This is a genomic window from Streptomyces sp. CC224B (genome assembly GCF_030010595.1).
GTDB lineage: Bacteria > Actinomycetota > Actinomycetes > Streptomycetales > Streptomycetaceae > Streptomyces > Streptomyces longispororuber.
The window spans coordinates 51,375-73,983 of the sequence record NZ_JASCXL010000041.1 but is presented as its reverse complement, the minus strand read 5'-3'; the positions used below and the strand labels follow the sequence as shown (position 1 = coordinate 73,983).

Here is a 22,609-nt window from a genome sequence, read left to right as displayed (position 1 = left end):
GGGGTGGTTTGGGCGCGGGGGGGGGGGTGCCCCCCCCCCGCCTTTTTTGCCCGCCCCGCCCCCGCACCCCCGCCGCGCCGGGGCGCCGCCCCACCCCCCGAAAGGCCCCCATGTCCACCACCCTCCACCCCCCGGCCACCGGCTCCGAAGCCCCCGCCCGCCAGGCCGCCCCCCGCCCCGGCCCCACCCTGCTCGCCTCCCTCCTCGGCTTCACCGTCATCACCGTCGACGTGTCCGCCGTGAACATCGCCCTGCCGGACATCCGGGCCTCGCTGCACGGCGGCATGGCCGGGCTGCAGTGGGTCGTGGACGCGTACACGCTGACGTTCGCGGCACTGATGATCTCCGCGGGGGCGCTCGCCGACCGGGCCGGGGCGCGGCGCGCGTACGCCTGGGGCACCGGCCTCTTCACGCTCGCCTCGCTGGCCTGCGCCCTCGCCCCGGGCATCGGCGCGCTGGTCGCGGCCCGGGTCGGGCAGGGTGCGGCCGCCGCGGTCGTGATGCCCGCCTCGCTGGCGCTGATCCGGCAGGTGTACGACGACCCGCGGCGCCGCGCCCGCGCCATCGCGCTGTGGACGGTGGGCGGCTCGGTCGCGATGGCGGCGGGCCCGGTGCTCGGCGGGGTGCTGACCGAGGCGGCCGGCTGGCGCGCGGTGTTCCTGCTCAACCTGCCGCTGGGCGCGCTGATCCTGGCCCTGCTCACCCGCACCGCGCCCTCGCCGCGCCGCCCGGCGCCCCTGGACGTGCCGGGGCAGCTCACCGCCGTGCTCGGCCTCGGCGCACTCGCGTACGCCGTCATCGAGGGCGGGCACGCGGGCCTGACGAGCCCGCCGGTGCTCGCCGCGGCCGGGCTCGCGGTGGCCGCCGCGGTCGCGTTCCGCGCCGCCGAGCGGCGCCACCCCGCGCCGATGGTGCCGCTGCCGCTGCTGCGCCGGCGGGAGGTCGGCGTCTCCCTCGCGGTCGGCTTCGCGGTGAACGCGGGCTTCTACGGCGTGGTGTTCCTGCTCGGCCTGTACCTCCAGCAGTTGCGCGGCATGTCGGCGGTGGCGGCGGGCCTGATGTTCGTGCCGCTAGCGGTGCTCATCACGTCCACGAACCTCGTCTCGCCCCGGTTCGCGGAGCGCGCCGGCCGCCGCCCGGTGATCGTGACGGGGCAGGTCATCCTGGCCGGGGCGATGTTCGCGCTGCTGCCGCTGGCGGCGGACACCCCGCTGTGGCTGGTGCTCGTGCTGCTCGTACCGACCGGCGTGGGCGGCGCGCTCGCCGTGCCCGCGCTGACGGCCCTGCTGATGGACGCGGTGCCCGGACACCGCGCGGGCACGGCGTCCGGGCTGCTCAACTCCCTGCGCCAGACGGGCGGGGCGCTGTCGGTGGCGCTGTTCGGCGCGCTCATCGGGAGCGGCGAGGCGTTCTCGGTGAGCGGGATGCGGCAGGGGCTGGTGGCGGTGGGCGCGGTGCTCCTGGTGACGGCGGGTCTCTCGCTGTGGCGGCTGCCGAAGGGCGGCGGCCGCCGGACGGACGAGCGCTGACCGCCCACCGTCCGGGCGCCGGGGCGAGGCTCCCCCCGCCCCTGCTGGGCCACCCGCTCCGGCAAGGGACCCGCTCCCGCAAGGGCCCCGCTCCCGCGAGGCCCGGCCCCGCTAGCAGGTGCCCCGCACCGGCTTCCCCGCGAACCGGTCCGCCAGCCACCGCGCGGCCAGCGGCGACTGCGTGATGACGCCGGTGACGTGCTCGCCGAGCGGGACGGTGTGCCACTCGACCGTCGCGCCCCGCGCGCACCAGTCGGCGCGGACCTGGCGGCCGACGCCGTACGGGATCAGCTCGTCGGCGAGGGCGTGGTAGAGGTACACCGGCGCGTCGGGGGCGCGGGTGCCGACCTGGGAGTCGCGCAGGACCCGGCGCCACTCCGGCCGCTCCAGGGGGTTGGCGACCGTGACGTCCTCGATGCGCGTGAAGGCACCGAGGGCCGCGCCCTCCGCCACGCAGCTGTGGCGCAGCCGGTCGATGAGGGCCGCGCCGCGCGGGTTGAGGTACGACTCCAGGTCCAGTTCGGGGAAGGCCGCGTCCTGGCCGATCGCCGCCATGAAGACCAGGCCGGAGCCGGCCGCGCCGTCGTTGAAGTCCGCCACCTTCATCAGGTCGCCGGGCACGCCGCCGGTCGCCGTGCCCTTGACCTTCAGCTCCGGGGCGTACGAGGCGTGCAGCTCGGCCGCCCAGGAGGAGGCCTGGCCGCCCTGCGAGTAACCCATGATGCCGACCGGCGAGTCCTCGTCGAGGCCCGCCTCCGGCAGCCGGATCGCGGCGCGGGCCGCGTCCAGGACGGCGTGGCCCGCCGCGCGGCCGACGGTGTACGTGTGGTCGCCGGGGGTGCCGAGGCCCTCGTAGTCGGTGACGGCGACGGCCCAGCCGCGCTGGGTGAGCTGCTGGATCAGGTTGCCCTCCACGGTGGTGCCGCGCGGGAACCCGGCGCTCGGCGCGCACTGGTCGCCGAGCCCCACCGTGCCGACGGCGTACGTGACCAGCGGGCGCGGGCCCCGGTGGCCGTCGCGCGGGACGATGACCGTGCCGGAGACGGTGTTCGGCGCGCCCCGCGCCGTGGTCGAGCGGTAGCGGATCTTCCAGGCCCTGGTGCCGGTGGGCTGGCCGGGCAGCGGGTGGAAGGCGCTGGGCTCGACGTCGACGAGGTCGCCGGGGGCGGACGCCTTGGCCGGGGCCGGCGGCCGGGCGGGGCCGCCGTCCGCGTGGGCCGGCACCGCGGCGAGCGTCGCGGCCGCCAGGCCCGCGGCGATCGTCACGGCAAGCCGTCTGAGGGTCGTAGGTGCGCGCATGCGGCTCTCCCAACTGGACACGGGGGTTCCCACTCTGCTCGGTGACGGGGGTCGTACGTCGTTCCGGCGCGTGCGGCCGGGACGGTCAGCGTGCAGGTGTGCAGGTGCCGACGACCGTAATGACGCGGGAGTGGGGTGAGACCTGACGCGAACGCTCAGCTTCGTTGACCCGGAGCGCCATCGCGGGACGCGTACCGGTAGGCCCCGGGCGTGGTCCCCGTCCAGCGCCGGAAGGCCCGGTGGAACGCCGTGTCCTCGGAGAAGCCGAGCCGTGCCGCGAGCTCCGCGATCGGCTCGCGGCCCTCGGCGAGCCCGGCGAGCGCCGCGTCGCGCCGCACCGCGTCCTTCAGCTCCTGGTACGAGGTGGCCTCCAGGGCGAGCCGGCGGCGCAGCGTGGCGGGGCTGAGGGCGAAGCGCGCCGCGGTCTCGCCGAGCGAGGGCAGCCGCGGGGAGGTCCGCAGGGCGGTGGTGAGGGCGCGCCGGACCTGTTCGGCGAGGGTGGTGCCGTAGTCGCGCCGGGACAGCAGGTCGAAGGGGGCGCGGCGCAGCATCGCCGCCAGCGCGTCCTCGTCGCGGACGAGCGGCGCGCTCAGCCAGTGCGGGGCGAGCCCGGCGCCGGTGTGGTCGGCGCCGAAGCGGACGGGGCAGCCGAAGAGCAGCTCGTACTCGTCCCGGTGCGGCGGCGGGGGGTGGGAGAACGCGGCCCAGCGCAGCGGGATGCGGCGGCCGATCAGCCAGTTGCAGAGCCGGTGCCAGATGATGACGAGGCACTCGGCGAGGAAGAAGTCCTGGTCGAGGTCGGTGCGCACGGTCAGGACCGCGATGTGCTCGGTGCGCGTGAGGGCGAGGTCGGGCCCGCCGGGGAAGAGGCCGTAGAAGGTGGTGCCGCGCTCCACGGCCGCGCCCAGGTCGCGGCAGCCCAGCGCGGCGTGGCACATCATCGCGAAGGTGCCGGGCCTGCTGGGCGCGGAGCCGAGGCCGAGGAACTCGTCCTGGGTGGCGCGGTACAGCTCCCGGAAGAGCCGGGCGAACTGCGGGGCGGTGACGCGGGCGCGGTCGTCGCCGAGCAGCAGCGGCGGGATCTGCGCGGCCTGGAGCAGCGGCACGGTGTCGACGCCGTTGCGTTCGGCGCCGCGCAGCACGGCCCGGACATGGTGCACGGTGATCGTCCGCCTGGCCATGTCCATGACGTTAACCGCCGGGCGGCCGCCCCAGAAGGGCCCCGTTGGGGGCGTGCGCGGGGTTGGCCGATTCACCGCGGGGCGCGCGGGGGAGGGCGGGCGGTGAGCGCTCCGGTCAGCCGGGGTGACGTTCCGCGTCATGCCGTGCGCCCGGACCGCGTCCCTAGCGTCGTGGGCATGACGCCTCCGCAGCCGCGACGCCCCCGTACGCTGTCCGTCCTCGCGGAGTGGGCGGCGGACCGGCACGGGGAGCTGCCCGCGCTGCGGTTCCGGCGCGACGGCGGTCACAGGGACGTGTCGTACCGGGAGCTGCGGGACCGGGCGCGCGCCGTCGGCCGGGCGCTCGTCGCCCTCGGGGTGGTGCCCGGCGACCGGGTGGCGGTCCTGGCCGAGACGCGCCCGGAGTGGACGTACGCGCACCTGGGCGCGCTGGCGGCGGGCGCGGTCGTCGTGCCGGTCTACCCGACGGCGGGCGAGGACGAGGTGACCTGGGTGCTCGGCGACTCCGGCGCCTCGGTGGTGCTGTGCGAGGACGCGGCGCGCGCGGCGGCGGTGGAGCGGCTGCGCGGGAAGCTGCCCGGGGTGCGGCGGACGGTGGTGATGACGGCCCCGGACGCGTACGCGGGCGCCGCCGGGGTGCGGGACGACGACCTGCTGGCACGGGCCGGCGGGCGCGCGCCCGAGGACCCCGCGACCGTCATCTACACCTCCGGCACCACGGGCCCGCCCAAGGGCTGCGTGCTCACCCACGGCAACCTGGGCGCGGTGCAGGACGCCTCCCTGCCGCTCATCGAGGGCGGCCCGGGCGACGCGACGTACCTGTACCTGCCGCTGGCCCACCTCCTCGCGCAGCTCGTGCAGTGCACGACGCTCGTCCAGGGCGGCACGCTCGTGTACTTCGGCGGCCGGATCGAGGACGTCGTCGCCGAGCTGGCCGAGGCCAGGCCGACGCACCTGCCGTCCGTACCGCGCCTGTTCGAGAAGGTGTACGCGACGGTGCTCGCCCTCGCCGAGTCCGAGGAGGGCGGGCGCGAGCGGTTCGAGGAGGCGGTCCGGCTCGGCGTGCTCGCGGCCGACGGGGCGCTGCCGCCCGGCCTGCGGGCGGCGTACGAGGCCGCCGACCAAACGCTGTTCGGCCCGGTCCGGCAGGCGCTCGGGGGCCGGGTGCGCTGGGCCCTGACCGGTGGCGCGCCCATCGCCCCGCACGTCCTGGACTTCGTCCGGGCCACGGGCATCCCGGTCTTCGAGGGGTACGGGATGACGGAGTCCGGCGGCCTGATCAGCCTCAACCACCCGGGCGCGGTGAAGTACGGCACGGTGGGGCGGCCCGTCGCGGGCTGCGAGGTGCGGATCGCGGACGACGGCGAGATCCTGGCGCGCGGCCCGATGGTCTTCCCCGGCTACCACGGCGACCCGGCCGCCACCCGGGACGCGCTCGACGCCGACGGCTGGCTGCACACCGGCGACCTGGGGGCGCTCGACGAGGACGGCTACCTGACCGTCACCGGCCGCAAGAAGGACCTCGTCATCACCTCGGGCGGCAAGAACCTGACGCCGTCCCTGACCGAACTCGCCCTCCAGGCCTCGCGGTTCGTCTCCCGCGCGGTCCTGGTCGGCGACCGGCGGCCCTACCCGGTCGCGCTGCTCACCCTCGACGCGGAGCAGGTCAGAAGCTGGGCGGCGCGGTCCGGGGCCGCCCTGACCGAGCCCCTCGCGGCGGACCCGGCGGTCCGCGCCCTGGTCCAGGAGGCGGTGGACGAGGCGAACGCGCGGGTCTCACGCCCGGCGCGGGTCCGCGGCTTCGCGATCCTCGACGAGGACTTCACGGTCGAGTCGGGCCTGCTCACGCCGAGCCTGAAGGTGCGCAGGCGCGCCGTGGTGGAGCGGTACGGGGCCGTGGTGGAGCGGCTGTACGGGGAGCTAGGGCAGCCCGGCGAGGCGTAGCAGCGCGGTGGCGCCCGCCGCCCCGAGGACGATCACCGCGAACGGCGCCCGCCGCCAGGCGAGGACGCCGCCGACGAGCACCCCGGCCGGGCGCGCCCAGCCGGCGGAGCCGTGGCCCTCGGTGAGGGCCCCGGTCGCGAGCAGCGCCACGAGCAGTACGGTCGCGCCGGTGGTCAGCAGGTCCTGGACCCGGGCGGGGACGGTGACGCGCCCGTGCAGGGCGGGCCCGACCAGGCGGAAGGCGTAGGTGCCCGCGGCGAGGGCGAGGACGCAGGCGAGCTGGGCGTTCACGCTCCACCTCCGGCGCGGCGGCGGACGGTGACGGCCAGGCCGAGCAGCGCGAGCAGCACCGGCACCCCGGCGGGCAGCAGCGGCGCCGCGGCCACGGCGATCACCGCGCCGAGGGCGGCGGCACCCCGCGTGCTCGGCGCGGCGTCCCGCAGGACGGGCAGGACCAGGGCGACGAGCACCGCCGGGAACGCGGCGTCCAGCCCGAACCGGGCGGTGTCCCCGAGGGCCGAGCCGGCCAGCGCCCCGGCGAGGACTCCCGCGTTCCACGCGACGAACTCCCCCGCCCCGGTGATCCAGAACGCGGCCCTGCGGCGGGTGGCGTCGGGCTGGGCCAGGGCGAACGCCGTCGTCTCGTCGGTGATCAGGTGCGCGCCCACAAGCCGTGCGGCCCAGGACCGGCCCAGGCTGTCCCCGACGGCCAGGCCGAACGCCGCCGTCCGGGTGTTGAGCAGCAGGCCCGTCGCCGCCGCGGCCACCGGGCCGCCGCCCGCGGTGAGCACGGCGACCGCGCTGAACTGGGCGGCGCCCGCGTACACGAGCAGCGACATGACGACGGGGACCCAGAGGGGCAGGCCGCTCGCCACGGCGATCGCGCCGAAGGAGACGCCGACGGTGAGGTCGGCGACCCAGAGCAGGGCGATGTCCCGCAGGACGCCGGAGGGCAGGTCGGAGAGACGGACGACCCCGCGTGTTCGCTCCGCGGGTCCATCCGTTCGTTGTATCGAACGCATACGTCGTAGGATGGGTGGAGCGGACCCCGTTCGTCAAGGCGAACGATCGGTCCGCTCTATCGAACGTCACCGGTGGATGGCCTCGTCGGGCCGGGGAGCGCATGACATGACGACCGAGAGAGCGGGCGCGGCCGCCGGAACGCCGCGCGAGTGGATCGCCGCGGCCCTGCGGCGCGAGCGCACGCGCGCCGGGCTCTCCCTGTCCGAGCTGGCCAAGCGCGCCGGCATCGCCAAGTCGACGCTGTCCCAGTTGGAGGCGGCCACCGGGAACCCGGGCATCGAGACGGTGTGGGCGCTCGCGGTGGCGCTCGGCGTGCCGTTCAGCGCGCTCACCGAGACGCTGTCCGAGCCCGCGGTGACCGTGGTGCGCGCGGGCGAGGGCCCGGTCATGCACGCGGAGCGCTCCTCGTACGCGGGCAAGCTGCTGTCGGCGGGGCCGTCCGGGGTCCGCCGGGACATCTACCACGGCGCGATGGAGCCCGGGGCGGCGCGGGAGTCCGACCCGCACAACCCCGGGACGATCGAGCACCTCGTGGTGAGCGCGGGGCGGTTGCTCGCGGGGCCGCGGGGCGGGGCGGTGGAGCTCTTCCCCGGCGACTACATGTCGTACCGGGGCGACGTGCCCCACGCCTACGAGGCGCTGGCCCCGGGCACGAGCTTCGTCCTGATCATGCAGCACGTGTGAGGCCTCGCGGGGGCGCCCCAGACCCGCCCCTCCCCGAAACCGGTGGCCGCCGCCCCCGGGCCCCCGCCCTTCGCCTGGGGCTTCGCCCCTCTCCCCCCATCGGCGCTCCGCGCCTCGTCCTCAAACGCCGGACGGGCTGAAAAACCCGCTTCCGGCGCACGATTCAGCCCGTCCGGCGATTGAGGACAAGGCCGAAGGCCGGTGACCCCGCCCAGGGCGCCCACGCCAGAAAAAGGCAGGAGCCCCACCGCCAACTGGCACGGGGCTCCTTGGGTACTGCTTTCCGTCCGGATCAAGCCGCCCTTGCGGGAGGATCAAGCCGCCCTTACTGGGGGGTGACGTTCTCCGCCTGCGGGCCCTTCGGGCCCTGCGTGACGTCGAAGGTCACGGCCTGGTTCTCCTCGAGCGAACGGAAACCGCTGGCGTTGATCGCGGAGTAGTGCACGAAGACGTCGGGGCCGCCGCCTTCCTGGGCGATGAAACCAAAGCCCTTTTCGGCGTTGAACCACTTCACGGTTCCGGTAGCCATAAGCCCTCCTTGGGCCAAAGGGTTGCCCTGCTCCAGAACCTGCGATTGTTGAAACAACTGCAAAAGTCTGAAAACGACGAGAGCCTGCGGGTTACATGCTCCGCAGGCTCTGTACTGCAAGGGAAACCAAACTGCAACTTGCGGCGAGCTTAGCACGCAGGCACCCGGAAGCAATAGGGATCAAGATCACGTCACCCGGAGGTTTGATCTTCCGCGAGGCGGGTTGACACGGGGGCCCCGGCGCGGAACCGGACCCGGCGGGCGGGGCGGGCCGGGACGGGCGCGGGGACGGCGCGAGCCGCGGCGCGCGGGACCCCGGACGGGCCCCGGCGGCCGCACCGTATCGCACGAGGGCTAGCCTCACTGATGTGGACAATTCTCCCGCTGACACCTCGGGCGGGGCGGGAGCCGACCGGCTCCCCAGCTCCCGCCGCACCGCACGGCCCCGCGTCGGCCACATCCAGTTCCTGAACTGCCTGCCCCTCTACTGGGGCCTCGCGCGGACCGGCACCCTCCTCGACTTCGAGCTCACCAAGGACACCCCTGAGAAGCTCAGCGAGCAGGTGGTGCGCGGCGAACTCGACGTCGCGCCGGTCACCCTGGTCGAGTTCCTGCGCAACGCGGACGACCTCGTCGCCTTCCCCGACCTGGCCGTGGGCTGCGACGGCCCCGTCATGTCGTGCGTGATCGTCTCGCAGGTCCCCCTCGACCGCCTGGACGGGGCCCGGGTCGCGCTCGGCTCCACCTCGCGCACCTCCGTCCGCCTCGCGCAGCTGCTGCTGGCCGAGAAGGTCGGCGTACGACCGGACTACTACACCTGCCCGCCCGACCTCGGCCTGATGATGCGCGAGGCCGACGCGGCCGTGCTCATCGGGGACGCGGCGCTGCGCGCGAACCTGATCGAGGCGCCCCGGCTCGGGCTGGAGGTCCACGACCTCGGGCGGATGTGGAAGGAGTGGACGGGCCTGCCGTTCGTCTTCGCGGTGTGGGCGGCGCGGCGCGACTACCTCGCGCGCGAGCCCGAGGTGGTGCGCCAGGTGCACCAGGCGTTCCTGGCCTCGCGGGACCTGTCCCTGGAGGAGGTCACGAAGGTCGCCGAACAGGCCGCGCGCTGGGAGGCCTTCGACGCGGGCGTCCTGGAGGAGTACTTCACGACCCTGGACTTCCGCTTCGGCCCCGCCCAGTTGAAGGGCGTCACGGAGTTCGCGCGCCGGGTGGGACCCACGACGGGCTTTCCCGCGGACGTACGCGTGGAACTGCTGAGTTCGTAGGCGTACGACGACAAAGGGGGCACAGCCGCGGCGGGCCGGGCTCCCGGCCGGGCCCCGCGGCCGTCGCGGAGACGAAGGCGCTGAATGTGCCGGAGGAATTCGCCTGAGTGAAATCCGGGTGTCGTCGGTCATTCCCGTACCCCATGGACGGGAACGCCGTGCGGGAACGGGGCTTTCAAAGACAGCGCCGGGCTCCGCGGCCCCGGCGCCGTAGGCTGAACCGAGCAGGGGCAGGCGTAGCGCGCACCCGGGGGAGGCCTCCGTCATGCATCCGCTCGAACCGGACGAGCCCACGGCCATCGGGCCCTACCGGCTGCTCGGCCGCCTCGGCTCCGGCGGCATGGGCCGGGTCTACGTGGGCCGCAGCGCGGGCGGCCGTACGGTCGCCGTGAAGATCGTCCACCCGCACTTCGCGCTCGACGGCGAGTTCCGCGCCCGGTTCCGGCGCGAGGTCGCGGCGGCGCGGCGGGTCGGCGGCGACTGGACCGCGCCCGTCCTGGACGCCGACCCGGAGGCGGCTGTGCCCTGGGTGGCCACGGGCTACGCGGCCGGACCCTCCCTCGCGCAGGCCGTCCGCGACACCGGCCCGCTGCCCGGGCACTCGGTCCGGGTCCTCGTCGCGGGTCTCGCCGAGGCCCTGGCGCACGTCCACGGCCTCGGCCTGGTCCACCGCGACGTGAAGCCCTCCAACGTCCTGCTCACCATGGACGGCCCCCGCCTGATCGACTTCGGCATCGCGCGCGCCATCGACGGCACGGCGTCCCTCACCTCCACGGGCGTTTCCGTCGGCTCGCCCGGCTACATGGCCCCGGAGCAGATCCTCGGCGAGGGCGTCACGGGCGCCGCCGACGTCTTCTCCCTGGGCGCGGTCCTGGTGTACGCGGCCACCGGCACGCCCCCCTTCCCCGGCGACTCCTCGGCCGCCCTGCTCTACAAGGTCGTCCACGAGGCACCCGAACTGGGCTCGCTGACCGGCGACCTGCGGGACATCGCCGCGTCCTGCCTGGCCAAGGACGCCGGGGCCCGCCCCGCCCCCGCGGACCTCGCCCGCCGCCTCGCCCCCGCCGGCGCCGCCCCGCTCGTGGCGGCGGGCTGGCTCCCGGGCCCCGTGGTGGAGTGGGTCGGCCGGGGCGCGGTGCGCCTGCTCGACCTGGACACCGGGAGCGCGGAGCCGCCGGCGGCGTCGGGGCCCGTGCCGCTGCCGGGCACGGCGGCGGGGGAGTTCGGACCGCCGGACCCTTCGTACGCCGAGTCCCCGTACGGCGAGTCCTCGTCTGCCGGGTCCGCGTACGCCGCCGGGTCCCCGTACGCCGCCGGGGCCGCGCACGCGGCGGGGCCCCCGCGCCCGGGCGGGTCCTCATACGGGGACGGGGACGGGGACGAGCCCGCGCCCGGACCCTTGTACGGAGACAAGCCCTCGTCCGCGGCCGAGCCCGGCGCCGGGCCCCCCGTACTCGCGGCGGGAGCGCCCACCGCGCCCGGCAGGTTCTCGCTGTCCGTCGCCGCCGACGCCGCGCCCGCCCGGGCCGACGGGCGCGGCCGCAGGGTCAGTTGCACCGTCGCGCTCGCGGTCGCCGGGGCGCTCGCCGCGGTCACGGTGGGGGCGGTGTTCGTCCTCGAACTGCTGCCGGGCGGCGGGGACGGCTCCGCCGAGGACGGCGGGGGACGCCCGCCGGCCGCGACCGGCGGTACGCCGCAGGAGGGCGCCGTGCCCGCCCGGTACCTGGGCGAGTGGAGCGGTGACGCCTTCCAGAAGGGCCGGATCCCCATCGGCACCTTCGACGTCACCCTCCGCCAGGCCGCCAGGCCCGGCGCGCGCCTCGGCACCATGACGCAGACGGACCTCATCGGGAACACCTGCGTCGACGTCCTGACCTTCAAGAGCGCCACGGACAAGGAGCTCGTCGCGACGGGCACCGGCGCGGAGACCAACGGCGGCCAGTGCTCCCGGGCACGCCACACGGTGCGGCTGCGGCCCGTCGGCCCGGAGTTGCAGTACACCTCCGAGGACGCCAAGGCCGGGAACCCGCAGGCACGCCTGAAGCGGACGGGACGCTAGGGCCCGGCCACGGGGCACGGCCCCGGAGGCTACGATCCGGCCATGTCTGCAGACCAGCCTTCGCACCAGTCCGCGGTCTACGAGGCCCACTTCACCTGGACCCCGGTCCAGCTCCTCAGCGGCGCGGCGACGAAGCGGCTCGTCGCGTTCCGCGTCGACGCCCAGGGCGTGACCCTCGGCGGCGCGCCCGCGAAGTACGCCAAGCAGACGGCCGTGGTGCCCTGGCAGGACATCGAGGCGGTCGTCCTGTGGCAGCACGACGTCATCGGCGGCAGACCCATGTCGTACGTCGGCCTGCGCCGCAGGCCGGGCGCCCCGCCGCTGCCCGGCCAGAACGCGCGCCTGAGCCCCGAGCAGACGGCGCAGCTCGCTCCCCACGTCGACCACGACGTCTTCCTCGCCAGCCGCAGTGTCAACCTGTGGACCCTCGACCGGGAGCGCCTCACCGCGGCCGTGCGGGCGTTCGCCCCGGGGGTTCCCGTCCAGGACATACCGAACGCCTAGCGGCGAGCAGCCGAAACGGAGGGACGCGTACCCATGCGAGTGCGGGCGACCGTGGTCCGGGCAGGAGCTGCGCCGCGGACAGCGCTGATCGACGTCGACGAGTCCACCGCCGCGGCGGAACTGGCCGCCGTGGTGGACCGGCTCGACGGCCGCGGCGGCCCCGGCCCCACCCCCGGCGTGGTGGTCCCGATGCCCGGCCCGTTCGCCGGGCAGGCCCCCGCGGCAGCCGGGCTCTGGGTCAACGGCGCCTTCGTGCCCGCGGACCAGCCCGTCGGCGCCCGGCTCAGGGACGGCGTGCGGCTCACCACCGACGACACCGTCGGACCCTTCATGGCGGACGGCGAACCGCAGGGCCGGTACGAGGTGGCGGTCAGCGGCGGGCCCGGAGCGGGCCGGGTGGCCCGGCTCGCCGCCGGGGCCGGCACGATCGGCTCGGCGCCCGGCGCCACGCTCACCGTCGAGGACCCCTCCCTCGCGCCGTTCGCCGCGCGCGTCACCGTCGACATCCAGGGCCGGGTCGAGGTCGCCCCCGGCGACGGCGCCGCGCTCGCCCTGGACGACGAGCCGGTGACCGGGCCGCGCCCGTGGCGGCCGGGGGAGCTGCTGGCGTCCGGCGCGTCGCTCTTCAGCCTCTCCGAGGTCGGCGCGCCCGACGCCCACCTCTCCGCCGCGGGCGAGGGCGGCCTCGCCTACAACCGCCCGCCCCGGCTGACCTCGCCGCGAGCGAAGCCGCGCCTGGTGGTCCCGGCCCCGCCGGTGAAGGAGGAGGCGCAGCGCTTCCAGCTCATCGCCGCGGTCCTGCCCCTCTTCTTCGGCCTCGGCATGTACTTCGTCACCAAGACCATCTACATGCTGCTGTTCTGCCTGCTGTCGCCCCTGATGATGTTCGGCCAGTGGATCAGCGACCGGCGGCACGGCAAGAAGAAGTACCGGGCCGCGCTGAAGGAGTACAAGCAGGCCAAGGCCGACTGCGAGGCAGAGGTCGAGCGGCTCGGCGTGGCCGACCAGCGCCGGCGCCGCGAGGCCCACCCGGACCCGGGGCAGGTGCTGCTGTTCGCCACCGGGCCCCGGCGGCGGCTGTGGGAGCGGCGGATCACCGACCCCGACGCCCTGCACCTGCGGGTGGGCTTCGGCGACCTGCGCGCCGAACTGGAGCTCGTCAACGCCCGCACGGCCGCTCCCGACGCCGAGGAGCCCGAGCCCCCGGTCGTCACGAACGTGCCGCTCGCGCTGCCCTTCGTGGAGCTGGGCGTGGTCGGCGTCGCCGGGGACCGGGCCCGCGCGTCCGCCACCGCGCGCTGGCTGGCCGCGCAGGCCGCCGTGCTGCACAGCCCGCGCGACCTGTCGCTCGTCGTGCTCTCCTCGGCCAAGGACGCCGCCGCGCACTGGGGCTGGGCCCAGTGGCTGCCGCACACCGACCCGCAGCAGGGCCAGAACTGCGTGGCGCTGCTCGGCACGGACCCGGAGTCCGTCTCGCGCCGCGTCACCGAACTCCTCACCGAGCTGGAGCGGCGCAAGGCGGCCGCCAAGGAGCACGGCGGCCTGAACGTGCTCCGCCCCGACCAGCACGTGCTGCTCGTCCTCGACGGCGCCCGGCTCCTGCGCCGCGTGCCCGGCGTGCCGCAACTGCTGCAGGAAGGCCCCGGCCTGGGGATCTTCGCGCTCTGCGTCGACGAGGACGAGCGCCTGCTGCCGGAGGAGTGCCGTACCGCGATCCTCTGGACACCGCAGGCCGCGCACCACGTCCACCTGCGCGGATACGGGTACGAGGCCGTGGGCGAGGTCCTCGCCGACCAGGTCACCACGGCCTGGTGCGAGCGGGTGGCCCGGGCGCTCGCCCCCGTGCGCGACGTCAGCCGGGACGACGCCGACAGCGCGCTGCCGAGCGCCGCGCGCCTGCTGAGCCTCCTTGAGCTGCCCGACCCGTCCGGGCGCGACATCGCCGCGATCTGGCGGCGGGGCGGCGCGACCACGGCGGTGCCGATCGGCCTCGCCGCGGACGGGCCCTTCGTGCTCGACATCCGGCGCGACGGCCCGCACGCCCTGATCGCGGGCACGACCGGCGCCGGCAAGTCCGAGCTGCTCCAGACGATCATCGCCTCGCTCGCCGTCGGGAACACCCCGGACGCCCTCAACTTCGTCCTCATCGACTACAAGGGCGGCAGCGCCTTCCAGGACTGCGCGCGCCTGCCGCACACCGTCGGCATGGTCAGCGACCTCGACGCCCATCTCACGGAGCGCGCGCTCGCCTCCCTGGCCGCGGAGCTGAAGCGCCGCGAGGAGATCCTCTTCGCGGCCGAGACGAAGGACATCGAGGACTACAACGACGCCCGCGCGCTCCGCCCCGGCCTGGAGCCCATGCCGCGGCTCGTGCTCATCATCGACGAGTTCGCCTCGCTGGTCGCGGAGTTGCCCGACTTCATCGCGGGCCTCGTGGACATCGCCCGGCGCGGCCGCTCGCTCGGCGTGCACCTGATGCTGGCCACCCAGCGCCCCGCGGGCGTGGTCAGCGCGGACATCCGCGCCAACACGAACCTGCGCATCGCCCTGCGCGTCACCAACGGCGAGGAGTCGCGGGACGTCATCGACGCCCCCGACTCGGCCGCCATCTCCAAGGCCACGCCGGGCCGTTGCTACGTGCGCTCCGGTGCCCAGTCCCTGGTCGGCGTGCAGTCCGCGCGGATCGGCGGCCGGCGCCCGGGCGCCGGCACCGCGCCCCAGGTCACCGCCACGCCGCTGGACTGGGTGGCGTACGGGCACCCGCCGCCGCGCGCGGCGCAGGACGACGGGGACGACGGCACCATGGTCACCGACCTGGCGGTCCTCGTGGACGCCGTCGCCGACGCCGCCCGGCAGGCGCACTGCGCCACCCCGCGCAGCCCCTGGCTGCCGCCCATCCCCGCGCACGTCCAGACGCACGAGCTGCCCGCCCCGGCGCCGGGCGCCGCGGCGGACGACTCGGTGCGGCCCGTCGCCTACGGCCTCACGGACCTGCCCGCCGAGCAGGCGCGGGCCGCGCTCGCCCTCGACCTCGCGGACGGCGAGCACCTGATGATCGCGGGCGGGCCGCGGTCGGGCCGCTCCACGGCGCTGCGCACCATCGCGGGCGCGCTCGCGCAGGCCTGCGACCCCGCCGACGTCCACCTCTACGGCATCGACTGCGGCGCCAACGCCCTGCTGCCGCTGGCGCGGCTGCCGCACTGCGGGGCCGTGGTGACCCGCGACCAGACGGCCCGCGTCGACCGCCTCCTCGGCCGCCTCCTCGCCGAGGTCTCCCGGCGGCAGCTGCTGCTCGCGGAGAAGGGCCAGTCCAGCGCGGCGGAGCAGCGGGCCGGGGCCGCGCCCGAGGACAGGCTGCCGTGGATGGTCGTCCTGATCGACGGCTGGGACGCGTTCCGGGTGGCCTTCGAGAACTACGACTACGGCCGCCTCGTCGAGTCGGCGAAGCGGCTCTTCCGCGAGGGCGCGGCCGTCGGCGTCAAGGTCGTCATGGCCGTGGACCGCAGCGGCCTGACGGGCGAGATCTCCAGCTCCTTCGCCGAACGCCTCGTGCTGCGCCTGGCCGACCCCGCGGACTACACGTTCGCCGGGATCTCCACCAAGGACGTGCCCAAGGAGGTGCCGCCGGGCCGGGCGCTCAAGGCCACGGACGACGGGGTCCAGGAGAGCCAGATCGCGCTGCTCGCCGAGAACCCCAACGGCCAGGCGCAGGTGGCCGCGCTCCAGGAGATCGCCCGCGCGGCAGCCGAGCGCGCCGGCCGGCCGCGGCCGGGGCAGAAGCCGATCCGCGTCGACGTGCTGCCCGCGCGCATCACGGCCTCCGAGGCCGCGGCGCTCCCGCCGGAGGTCACCGCGCCCTCGCCGCTGTGGACGTACGTCGCGGTGGGCGGCGACGAACTCCAGCGGCTGGGCCTGGACCTGGAGGAGGCGGGGCCCGGCTTCGTCATCTCGGGCCCGCCGAAGTCGGGCCGCTCCAGCACCCTGGTCACCGCGGCCGCCGAGCTGCTGGGGCGGGGCACCGAGGTCGTCCTGGTGACGCCGCGCCGCTCGCCGCTGCGGGACCTCGCGGGCAGGGCGGGGGTGCTCGGCCTCCTGGACGCCGAGAGCTCCTCCGACGACCTGGAGGCGCTGACGGAGTCCGCCAAGGGCCCGTACGCCATCGTCGTCGACGACGCCGAGCTGATCTACGACACACCGCTCGACGAGGCCCTGGAGGAGGCCCTGCGCCGCGGCATGGACGGGGGCCTCGCGCTGATCGCGGCGGGTGCCGTGGACACGCTGTCCGCGCAGTACCGCGGCTTCGTCGTGGCCGCGCGCCGGTCGCGCAACGGCCTGCTGCTCTCGCCGCAGGGCTCCGCCGACGGCGAGATGTTCAACATCCGCCTGTCGTCGAACAGCGGCGGGGGCGGGCCGACCGGCCGCGGACTGTTCGTCCGCGGCGGGGAGGCCGTGCCCGCGCAGGCCGTCCTTCCGGATCCGGGCGGCGCCTGAGCCGCACGGCGGAGGGGCCGGGCAGCGTGAGTGCTGCCCGGCCCCTCCGCCGTGCGTGCGCGCGGACCGTGCCGCCGGACCGGTGCCGCCGGACACCGGCCGGTCCGTCCGGCCTGCGGGCGGCCGCGGCTAGTCGTTGATGCGGTCGTTGGCGTCGGCCGCGTCGCTGGTCTCCTTGCGCGCGTTCTCCAGCGAGGTGAGGAAGTTGGTGAGCTGCGGCTTCAGCTTCTCCCACTCGTCACGGAAGCGGTTGGCGCGCGGGCCCTTCCAGAACTCCTCGCTGTTGCTCGTCCCCGAGGAGATGGCACGGATCAGGGAGTCCAGGTTCCCGTGCTGGGTCTTGAACGTGGTGGAAAGAGTCCGGAGTCGAGTGGTGTCTGCGCCCTTGAGCGACATGACGAGCCTCCCCGTGTGTCGAAAGCCAGACGAACCTTTCGTTCGCCGCGGTCGATGCTATCGCAATGCCTTGAAGGCCGAAACCCGAAGTGGCGTATTTATTGCGGTGGTTGGGAATTCCGCAGCAAAAAAACCGGAAGTGCCGCACGGCGCGGTGCGGCGGCCGTGCGGGAGAAAAAGCGGAGGTGCCGTTATGCCGGGCGGCGCACGACGCGCAGCCCGACCGCGTCCTGCTGCTGTACGTCGCTGTCGGAGGCGACGTGCAGCGGGACGGCGACCACCGCCCAGTAGAAGCCGAAGACCCAGCGGCCGGTCAGCCGGGCGAGGCCGGGCCAGCCGCCGTCGGCCGCGCGGACCACGCGCAGCCCGGTGAGCAGCTTGCCGAGGCTCGCCCGGCATGCGGCGGTCAGCAGGACGTGGTTGACCAGGGAGAACGCGACGGCACCGGCGAGCGCCGCCGCCCCGGTGGCGGGGGCGAGGCGCAGCTCCGCCACGCCGTCGACGACCTTGATCCCCACGGCCGCCCCGGCCGCCGCCCCGCACACCAGGGCGAGCAGCGCGTCGATGACGGCGCCGGTGATCCGGCGCGGCGCGGACGGGGCCGGGCCGGGCGGCGGCGCGGCGGGGGCCTGGCCGGGAAGTGCCCGGGCGGCGGTGGACGCGGGCGTCGGCTGCTGTTTCGTCATGGCGCTGGAACCCCTACTTGTCCTTCCCTTCCTTCTTCTTTTCGGCCTCCTCGCGCTCCACCCGCTTCAACGCGTTGTCGATCGCAGTTCGCGCATTTGCGAGTGCGTCTTTGATCTGCTTCTTGTGGGTGCCGAATTCGCTGCGGAAGCGGTCGCTCTTGGGGCCTTTCCAGGTGTCGGTGCCGCTGAGCGTCTGGACGTTGTCCACCGAGCGCTCCAGCTCGTCCGCGTACCGCTTGAGTTTGCGTACGTCTTCCCGGCACTCGCTCTCTCGTGACATGGGTCGCCCCTCAGCTCGGCAGGATCAACTGGGTGATCATCTTGCGCAGCGTGTTCGTCCCGACGGCGCGGGCCGTGATGCCGGAGGCCGCCTGCGGCTTCTCGACGTACACCGTCCACACCGCCTCGCCGGTGGCGTACGTCGTCAGGAGCGGGCCCGGCGCGTCGGCCAGGACCACCAGCTGGCCCACCACCAGGGCGCCGTTGATCGCTTCGTTGAGCGGGCGGCCCACGTTCTGCGCGGCGATCTGCTCGGAGGTGAGCTGCTGGGGGCGGCCGTCCTGGTCGGCGACCTCGAACGGGTCGACGAAGAGCCGCACCACCTCGGCCGCGTCGGCGGCGGAGCTCGCCAGGCTGAACATGTGCAGCCCGCCGGCGGTGATCCGCTCCACCAGGAGCAGGTCGGCGGAGTGCGCGTACACCAGGGTGTGGGCGACGCCCCCGGACGTGTGCTGCTCGACCGCCAGCGCCCGGTCGGCGCTGCGCCGCAGGGTCAGGGCCAGGCTGACCTCCGGCGCGATCCGCATGTCGACGTCGACACCGGAGGGCTGCCCGGCCGTCTCGGGGTCGGCGTCGGCCGTGCGCAGCAGGGCGTCGAGCTCGTCGATGTTGCCGATCTCCACGGCCTCGCGGGACACCAGCGAGCGCAGGGCCGTGGCGTACGCCCACGCGCGCTCCTGCTCGCTCAACCGGCCGAGCCGGGGGGTGGGGGCGACGCAGTCGGTCAGCGAGTCGGGGTCGAGGACGGCTATCTCCTCGTCGGTGAGCCGCAGCAGGCGCTGCGAGCCGCCCTCCGCGAGGGCTTCGCCCAGGATTCCGCGGAACTCCTGGAGGTCCATGTCTATGTCGAGGTTCTGCATCTTCGGCGTCCGATGTTCGCGTGGCTCGCTTACCAAAACTTGTATTTCCTGACGGCGTTGGGCACGAGGTTCGTGACCGCGCTCTTGGCGCCGTCGACGATCTCCTTGCCCTTGTCCTTGACGTCCCCGGCCCACTCCTTGGTGTTCTTCCAGGCCGTCTTCGCCCCGGACTTGATGTCGTCGCCCCACTTGTCCCAGGCCCAGCTGCCGAGGAAGTAGGCGCCGGTGACACCGAGCGCGACCCAGCCGACGACCGGGACGGCCGCGGCGACGGTGGCGGAGGCGCCGAGGGCGGTGGCCATGCCCGCGCCGCCGAGCACGGCGCCCGCGCCCGCCGCCTGGAGGCCGCCCATGCCCCGGTCCACCCAGCCCTGGGCGCCGTCGTGGGTCGGGAAGACCATCTCCTTGACGCCGGAGACGATGTTCAGCGGCAGCAGCACGCGGGAGGCGAACTTGCCCATGCCCGGCGCGTTCTGGAACAGCTTCGACGCGCCGGGGATCCTGAGCCGCTCGGCGGTTCTGCGCACCGCCTGCTGCCACTTCCAGGGCTCCTTGTACCAGTTGCGGATCTTCTGGTCCTTGAGCAGCTCCCGCAGCAGCTCGCCGCGCTTGGCCTTGAGGCGGTCCGCCTCCACGCCGAAGTACTTGTTCAGCTCGTAGACGGCGCGGGCGCCGGCCACGTTCTGCCCCTGGGCCCAGCGGTTGTAGAGGTGGATGGACGCCTCGATGGCCGTGGGGATCGTCAGGATCTTCAGCGGCGTCTTGATGTCCTTGAGGGTGCCCTCCTTGAACTCCTTCCAGGTCTCCAGGGCGCCCGCGAGGCTCGCGAAGGTGAGCACCGCCTCGGGGTCGTCCTTGATGCCGAGCCGGCGCCGGATGTCCTTGGCCTCGTCCGTCGCCCAGCTCGCCTTCTTGGGGAAGTCGGAGACGCCCTCGGCCTTGGCCTCCCATTTCGCGAGGATTCCGCTGATCAGTCCGCCCTGGACGGAGAGCGTGCCGCTCATGACGTCGACGGCGGCCGCCAGTTTGGGCGCCTGAACGGGGTCCATCCCCTTGAAGCCCACGGTCATGCTCCTTGTTGGTGGTTCCGCGGCGCGATCCTCCCGCGCCTCACGCGTGTACGGGCGTACTGAGGGCCTTGCGGGACAAGGCCTCCCCGGGCGGCCGACGGTAGCCGCGGGGTAGTTGTTTCCGCCACCGAAGAAAACAGGACAACCCGCCAGGTCCCGGCAGCCTGTTGCGGGGTCGTGACGGACCTGTCGCACAGCGGCCGTAACCCCGCCCCCGGCGGGGATCCGCCACGCCACGCCCCCGGACTCATCGGTTGACGGCCTGGATCTCCTCGACGCGTACCGGCTGCTCAGCGCCGAACTCCCCGTCCGGGAGCCTGTCCCCGTCGGTGCCCGTGCCGTCCCAGGAGACGTTCCAGGTGACGGTGGCCCTGAGGTCGTACGTGCCCTCGCCGGAGGAGCGCAGGTAGGTCAGGCCGCACGGCGGTGTCCGGTCGCCCTTGCCCTTGGCGTACGGCTCGCCGACGGAGCCGTCGGCGTTCTTCGCGCAGGCGCCCGACGCGGGGTGCGTCCGCGCGTCCTCCGTGCCGGGGTCGAGCCGGAGGGAGCCGGGGCGCGCCGTGGTGGTGGCCGACAGGTTCAGGCCGGGCAGGTCGACCGAGGCGGTGGCCGACAGGGGCTTGAACCGGGCCTTGTCCAGCCACGCCCAGGTCGGCAGGTTCACCTTGGTGGTGCCCTCGGGGGCCAGCGAGACCTCGGTGTCGGGCAGCCTCAAGCGGGCGTAGGCGAGGTGGGCGAGGAGTTCGGGGGACAGGGCGTTCTCGACGGGGGGCCGGTCGCCGTTCTCGACCCAGAACGGCTCCTTGTCGCAGGCCTGCGCGGCGTCCTCGAACTGCCGGTCGGGGTCCCGGACGGCGACCCACCAGGCGCCCTTGTCCTTCTCCTTCAGGTTGTAGTCCTTGTACTCGCCGTCCTTGTACTTGTCGCGGAACATGCCCACGGCCCGCTTGGCGTAGCTGTGCTGCCCGGGCGTGTTCACGGTCTCCTCGTAGCTCCGCTCGACCTGGTCGCGGAACTGCTCGGCCGTGCGCGGCTCGTACCAGCAGGCGGGCGGCGTCCAGTCGCCGACGGGCTGCATCGCGCCGCCGCCCTTGCCGCCCTTGCCGCCGGCGATCGCGCCCGAGTAGCGGATGACGGAGGTGATCTCCTGGCCCTGCCGGCCGCCGCCGGCGGAGACGCTGCCCTGGGAGCCGGCCCCGGGGGACTTGTCCGCGTGCGCGGGGCCGGGTATCAGCAGCAGCGTGGCGGCGGCGGTGGCTCCGGCCGCGGCCCACGACCTGCGTGTGATCATGGCGTGCACTTCGCGTTCCCTCTCTCCGAGCTAAGCATGCTGGTCTGCCAGACGCCGTGCTTGTTCCTGTCGAGACGGGCGTTGTAGAGGACGTAGGAGTTGTCGGTGACAGGCGTCTTGTCGGGCTTTCCGGTCTTTCGGTTCTTGGTGTACGCCTTGCTTTCGTCCGCGCAGTAGAGAATGCCGACGGACGTCTTGCCGTGCTGGGTGACACGGGGCGCGTAATAGCGCGTCGTACCCGTGACGGACAGGTTCTGCTTGGTGAACAGGGAGATCCATCTGGCGGCGCCGGTGAGGGCTTCTCCCTTGTAGTAGAAGGGAATCACCTCCGATTCCCGCGCCGTCCTCGTGATGGCCGCGTCGGTCGCCTCGATACGCCGCCGCGCGTCGGCCAGCGCCGCGTCCTTGAGCGGGTCACCGGTCTTCCAGCTCTCGAAGACGTTCTTGACGTCGGCGGGCAGCTCCACCTCGGGGCGGTCGGCGGATTCCCCCGGTGCGGAGGTCGGCGCCGGGGAATTCCGCTCCTTGCCGTCCTTTCCGGCGCCCTGTTCGGCACCGTCGATCTTGTCGTTCCCGGTGTTCGCGGTGTTCCCGTCGTTCCCGCCGCCGCAGGCCGTCAGGAGAAGAGCCGCGGTCGCGGCGAATGCGGCGGCAACGGGCACGGTACGGCGCTTCACGGTCGACTCCCGGAATGAGACTGGGGTGCGGTCAAGGGGCATGACGCTAACGGCGGGGTGCGTGGTTTCGCCAGAGTGAACTGCGGTGCGGCCGGGCTGAATGAGGGGAAAAGGGGCGGAATTGCAGCTTCCCTCGGTGTATTCACGCCGTACGCCTCTCCGCCCCGGCGGCCCTCGCGGTGGCGGCGCCCACCGGCGCGCGGACGACTTCCGGCCGCGCCCGCACGGCGCCGGGCCCGGTGCGTGTCCGTGCTCTGGTGGGGGCGGTGGCGCCTCGGCATGATGGGGCGATGCCGAGTGATGACGGTCACACAGATGTCAGGGTCGATCCGCCCGGCGTGGCGGACGAGCGCACGCTGCTCAACGCCTTCCTCGACGCCCAGCGCGCGACGCTCGCGCGCAAGTGCGCGGGCCTGACGCCGAACCAGCTCCGGCGGTGGGCGGTGCCGCCCTCCTCGCTGAGCCTGCTGGGGCTCGTGCGGCACCTCGCCGAGGTCGAGCGTGGCTGGTTCCGGTGCGTCCTGCTCGGGGAGCCGGACAAGCCCCACTGGGTGGGGCGCCAGGGCGACGGGTCGGCGCAGTGGGACGTCGACGACGCCGACGTGGAGGAGGCGTTCCGCGTGTGGCGCGCCGAGTGCGAGCGCTCGCGCGCAGCGGTGGCCGCCGCCCGCGACCTCGACGTCACGGGCTCCCACGACGGCACCACGTACTCCCTGCGGCACATCCTCACGCACCTGATCGAGGAGTACGCCCGGCACAACGGCCACGCGGACCTGCTCCGGGAGCGGATCGACGGCGCCACGGGGGAGTGACGGGCCGCGGCGCCGCCTTGCGAC

20 protein-coding genes are annotated in these 22,609 nt (G+C 74.5%); 8 read left to right on the top strand and 12 right to left on the bottom strand.

Features of this window, described 5'->3' with window-relative positions:
• The first annotated feature begins 110 nt into the window (after positions 1 to 110).
• Positions 111 to 1,529 carry an MFS transporter gene (locus QK440_RS18290; RefSeq protein WP_282794189.1) on the top strand — a complete coding sequence of 473 codons (1,419 nt, stop codon included), beginning with the start codon at positions 111 to 113 and terminating at the stop codon, positions 1,527 to 1,529.
• Positions 1,530 to 1,640: 111 nt separating this feature from the next.
• Here QK440_RS18290 and QK440_RS18285 read toward each other — a convergent pair whose 3' ends face one another.
• Together QK440_RS18285 and QK440_RS18280 are read right to left on the bottom strand one after the other, a co-directional pair.
• Entirely contained in the window at positions 1,641 to 2,828 is a 1,188-nt protein-coding gene (locus QK440_RS18285) for a lipase family protein (protein ID WP_282794188.1), read from the bottom strand.
• Positions 2,829 to 2,983: 155 nt separating this feature from the next.
• On the bottom strand, positions 2,984 to 4,009 hold the full coding sequence (locus tag QK440_RS18280) for an AraC family transcriptional regulator (RefSeq protein ID WP_282794187.1): 1,026 nt from the start codon (positions 4,007 to 4,009) through the stop codon (positions 2,984 to 2,986).
• A 177-nt stretch (positions 4,010 to 4,186) separates the two neighbouring features.
• On the opposite strand from QK440_RS18280, the gene QK440_RS18275 reads away from it, so the two are divergent.
• Positions 4,187 to 5,953: an AMP-dependent synthetase/ligase gene (locus QK440_RS18275; protein WP_282794186.1), complete on the top strand. Its 1,767-nt coding sequence runs from the start codon at positions 4,187 to 4,189 to the stop codon at positions 5,951 to 5,953.
• On the opposite strand, the gene QK440_RS18270 is transcribed toward QK440_RS18275, so the two are convergent.
• Together QK440_RS18270 and QK440_RS18265 are read right to left on the bottom strand one after the other, a co-directional pair.
• Entirely contained in the window at positions 5,930 to 6,244 is a 315-nt protein-coding gene (locus QK440_RS18270) for an AzlD domain-containing protein (protein WP_282794185.1), read from the bottom strand. The genes QK440_RS18275 and QK440_RS18270 overlap by 24 nt on opposite strands.
• A complete protein-coding gene (locus tag QK440_RS18265; RefSeq protein WP_282794184.1) occupies positions 6,241 to 6,975 on the bottom strand; it encodes an AzlC family ABC transporter permease in 735 nt (244 codons plus the stop codon). Before QK440_RS18265 ends, QK440_RS18270 begins: the two co-directional genes overlap by 4 nt.
• 106 nt (positions 6,976 to 7,081) lie before the next feature.
• Between QK440_RS18265 and QK440_RS18260 the strand changes: the two genes are divergently transcribed.
• Positions 7,082 to 7,660 carry an XRE family transcriptional regulator gene (locus QK440_RS18260; RefSeq protein ID WP_282794183.1) on the top strand — a complete coding sequence of 193 codons (579 nt, stop codon included), beginning with the start codon at positions 7,082 to 7,084 and terminating at the stop codon, positions 7,658 to 7,660.
• A 325-nt stretch (positions 7,661 to 7,985) separates the two neighbouring features.
• On the opposite strand, the gene QK440_RS18255 is transcribed toward QK440_RS18260, so the two are convergent.
• Positions 7,986 to 8,189 carry a cold-shock protein gene (locus tag QK440_RS18255; RefSeq protein WP_108954893.1) on the bottom strand — a complete coding sequence of 68 codons (204 nt, stop codon included), beginning with the start codon at positions 8,187 to 8,189 and terminating at the stop codon, positions 7,986 to 7,988.
• 458 nt (positions 8,190 to 8,647) lie between these two features.
• Between QK440_RS18255 and QK440_RS18250 the strand changes: the two genes are divergently transcribed.
• The 4 genes from QK440_RS18250 to QK440_RS18235 all read left to right on the top strand — a co-directional run bounded on the left by QK440_RS18250 (position 8,648) and on the right by QK440_RS18235 (position 16,514).
• Positions 8,648 to 9,460 carry a menaquinone biosynthesis protein gene (locus QK440_RS18250; RefSeq protein ID WP_282794192.1) on the top strand — a complete coding sequence of 271 codons (813 nt, stop codon included), beginning with the start codon at positions 8,648 to 8,650 and terminating at the stop codon, positions 9,458 to 9,460.
• A 265-nt stretch (positions 9,461 to 9,725) separates the two neighbouring features.
• Positions 9,726 to 11,519: a serine/threonine-protein kinase gene (locus QK440_RS18245; RefSeq protein ID WP_282794182.1), complete on the top strand. Its 1,794-nt coding sequence runs from the start codon at positions 9,726 to 9,728 to the stop codon at positions 11,517 to 11,519.
• Between the two features lie 42 nt (positions 11,520 to 11,561).
• Positions 11,562 to 12,023, top strand: coding sequence for a hypothetical protein (locus QK440_RS18240; RefSeq protein WP_282794181.1), 462 nt, complete (start codon positions 11,562 to 11,564; stop codon positions 12,021 to 12,023).
• A gap of 33 nt (positions 12,024 to 12,056) precedes the next feature.
• Positions 12,057 to 16,514: an FtsK/SpoIIIE domain-containing protein gene (locus QK440_RS18235; RefSeq protein WP_282794180.1), complete on the top strand. Its 4,458-nt coding sequence runs from the start codon at positions 12,057 to 12,059 to the stop codon at positions 16,512 to 16,514.
• A 129-nt stretch (positions 16,515 to 16,643) separates the two neighbouring features.
• On the opposite strand, the gene QK440_RS18230 is transcribed toward QK440_RS18235, so the two are convergent.
• The 7 genes from QK440_RS18230 to QK440_RS18200 form a co-directional block, all read right to left on the bottom strand.
• Positions 16,644 to 16,910: a WXG100 family type VII secretion target gene (locus tag QK440_RS18230; RefSeq protein WP_190136665.1), complete on the bottom strand. Its 267-nt coding sequence runs from the start codon at positions 16,908 to 16,910 to the stop codon at positions 16,644 to 16,646.
• 191 nt (positions 16,911 to 17,101) lie between these two features.
• On the bottom strand, positions 17,102 to 17,596 hold the full coding sequence (locus QK440_RS18225) for an RDD family protein (protein ID WP_282794179.1): 495 nt from the start codon (positions 17,594 to 17,596) through the stop codon (positions 17,102 to 17,104).
• Positions 17,597 to 17,609: 13 nt separating this feature from the next.
• A complete protein-coding gene (locus QK440_RS18220; RefSeq protein ID WP_190136667.1) occupies positions 17,610 to 17,876 on the bottom strand; it encodes a hypothetical protein in 267 nt (88 codons plus the stop codon).
• A 10-nt stretch (positions 17,877 to 17,886) separates the two neighbouring features.
• A complete protein-coding gene (locus QK440_RS18215; RefSeq protein WP_282794178.1) occupies positions 17,887 to 18,735 on the bottom strand; it encodes a hypothetical protein in 849 nt (282 codons plus the stop codon).
• A 29-nt stretch (positions 18,736 to 18,764) separates the two neighbouring features.
• On the bottom strand, positions 18,765 to 19,805 hold the full coding sequence (locus tag QK440_RS18210) for a hypothetical protein (protein WP_282794177.1): 1,041 nt from the start codon (positions 19,803 to 19,805) through the stop codon (positions 18,765 to 18,767).
• Positions 19,806 to 20,052: 247 nt separating this feature from the next.
• Entirely contained in the window at positions 20,053 to 21,096 is a 1,044-nt protein-coding gene (locus tag QK440_RS18205; protein WP_282794176.1) for a hypothetical protein, read from the bottom strand.
• Positions 21,093 to 21,773, bottom strand: a complete 681-nt coding sequence (locus QK440_RS18200; RefSeq protein WP_282794175.1) for a hypothetical protein — start codon at positions 21,771 to 21,773, stop codon at positions 21,093 to 21,095. The genes QK440_RS18205 and QK440_RS18200 overlap by 4 nt, the downstream gene beginning before the upstream one ends.
• A 290-nt stretch (positions 21,774 to 22,063) precedes the next feature.
• Between QK440_RS18200 and QK440_RS18195 the strand changes: the two genes are divergently transcribed.
• Positions 22,064 to 22,585: a DinB family protein gene (locus QK440_RS18195; RefSeq protein ID WP_282794174.1), complete on the top strand. Its 522-nt coding sequence runs from the start codon at positions 22,064 to 22,066 to the stop codon at positions 22,583 to 22,585.
• The last annotated feature ends 24 nt before the right edge of the window (positions 22,586 to 22,609 follow it).

Bases quoted from the DNA above. Each gene is read 5' to 3' on its own strand.
- QK440_RS18290 (WP_282794189.1), top strand. From the start codon at position 111: ATGTCCACCACCCTCCACCCCCCGGCCACCGGCTCCGAAGCCCCCGCC.
- QK440_RS18220 (WP_190136667.1), bottom strand. From the start codon at position 17,876: ATGTCACGAGAGAGCGAGTGCCGGGAAGACGTACGCAAACTCAAGCGG.
- QK440_RS18245 (WP_282794182.1), top strand. From the start codon at position 9,726: ATGCATCCGCTCGAACCGGACGAGCCCACGGCCATCGGGCCCTACCGG.
- QK440_RS18280 (WP_282794187.1), bottom strand. From the start codon at position 4,009: ATGGCCAGGCGGACGATCACCGTGCACCATGTCCGGGCCGTGCTGCGC.
- QK440_RS18210 (WP_282794177.1), bottom strand. From the start codon at position 19,805: ATGACCGTGGGCTTCAAGGGGATGGACCCCGTTCAGGCGCCCAAACTG.
- QK440_RS18225 (WP_282794179.1), bottom strand. From the start codon at position 17,596: ATGACGAAACAGCAGCCGACGCCCGCGTCCACCGCCGCCCGGGCACTT.
- QK440_RS18285 (WP_282794188.1), bottom strand. From the start codon at position 2,828: ATGCGCGCACCTACGACCCTCAGACGGCTTGCCGTGACGATCGCCGCG.
- QK440_RS18205 (WP_282794176.1), bottom strand. From the start codon at position 21,096: ATGATCACACGCAGGTCGTGGGCCGCGGCCGGAGCCACCGCCGCCGCC.
- QK440_RS18275 (WP_282794186.1), top strand. From the start codon at position 4,187: ATGACGCCTCCGCAGCCGCGACGCCCCCGTACGCTGTCCGTCCTCGCG.
- QK440_RS18265 (WP_282794184.1), bottom strand. From the start codon at position 6,975: ATGCGTTCGATACAACGAACGGATGGACCCGCGGAGCGAACACGCGGG.
- QK440_RS18255 (WP_108954893.1), bottom strand. From the start codon at position 8,189: ATGGCTACCGGAACCGTGAAGTGGTTCAACGCCGAAAAGGGCTTTGGT.
- QK440_RS18240 (WP_282794181.1), top strand. From the start codon at position 11,562: ATGTCTGCAGACCAGCCTTCGCACCAGTCCGCGGTCTACGAGGCCCAC.
- QK440_RS18195 (WP_282794174.1), top strand. From the start codon at position 22,064: ATGCCGAGTGATGACGGTCACACAGATGTCAGGGTCGATCCGCCCGGC.
- QK440_RS18260 (WP_282794183.1), top strand. From the start codon at position 7,082: ATGACGACCGAGAGAGCGGGCGCGGCCGCCGGAACGCCGCGCGAGTGG.
- QK440_RS18230 (WP_190136665.1), bottom strand. From the start codon at position 16,910: ATGTCGCTCAAGGGCGCAGACACCACTCGACTCCGGACTCTTTCCACC.
- QK440_RS18215 (WP_282794178.1), bottom strand. From the start codon at position 18,735: ATGCAGAACCTCGACATAGACATGGACCTCCAGGAGTTCCGCGGAATC.
- QK440_RS18235 (WP_282794180.1), top strand. From the start codon at position 12,057: ATGCGAGTGCGGGCGACCGTGGTCCGGGCAGGAGCTGCGCCGCGGACA.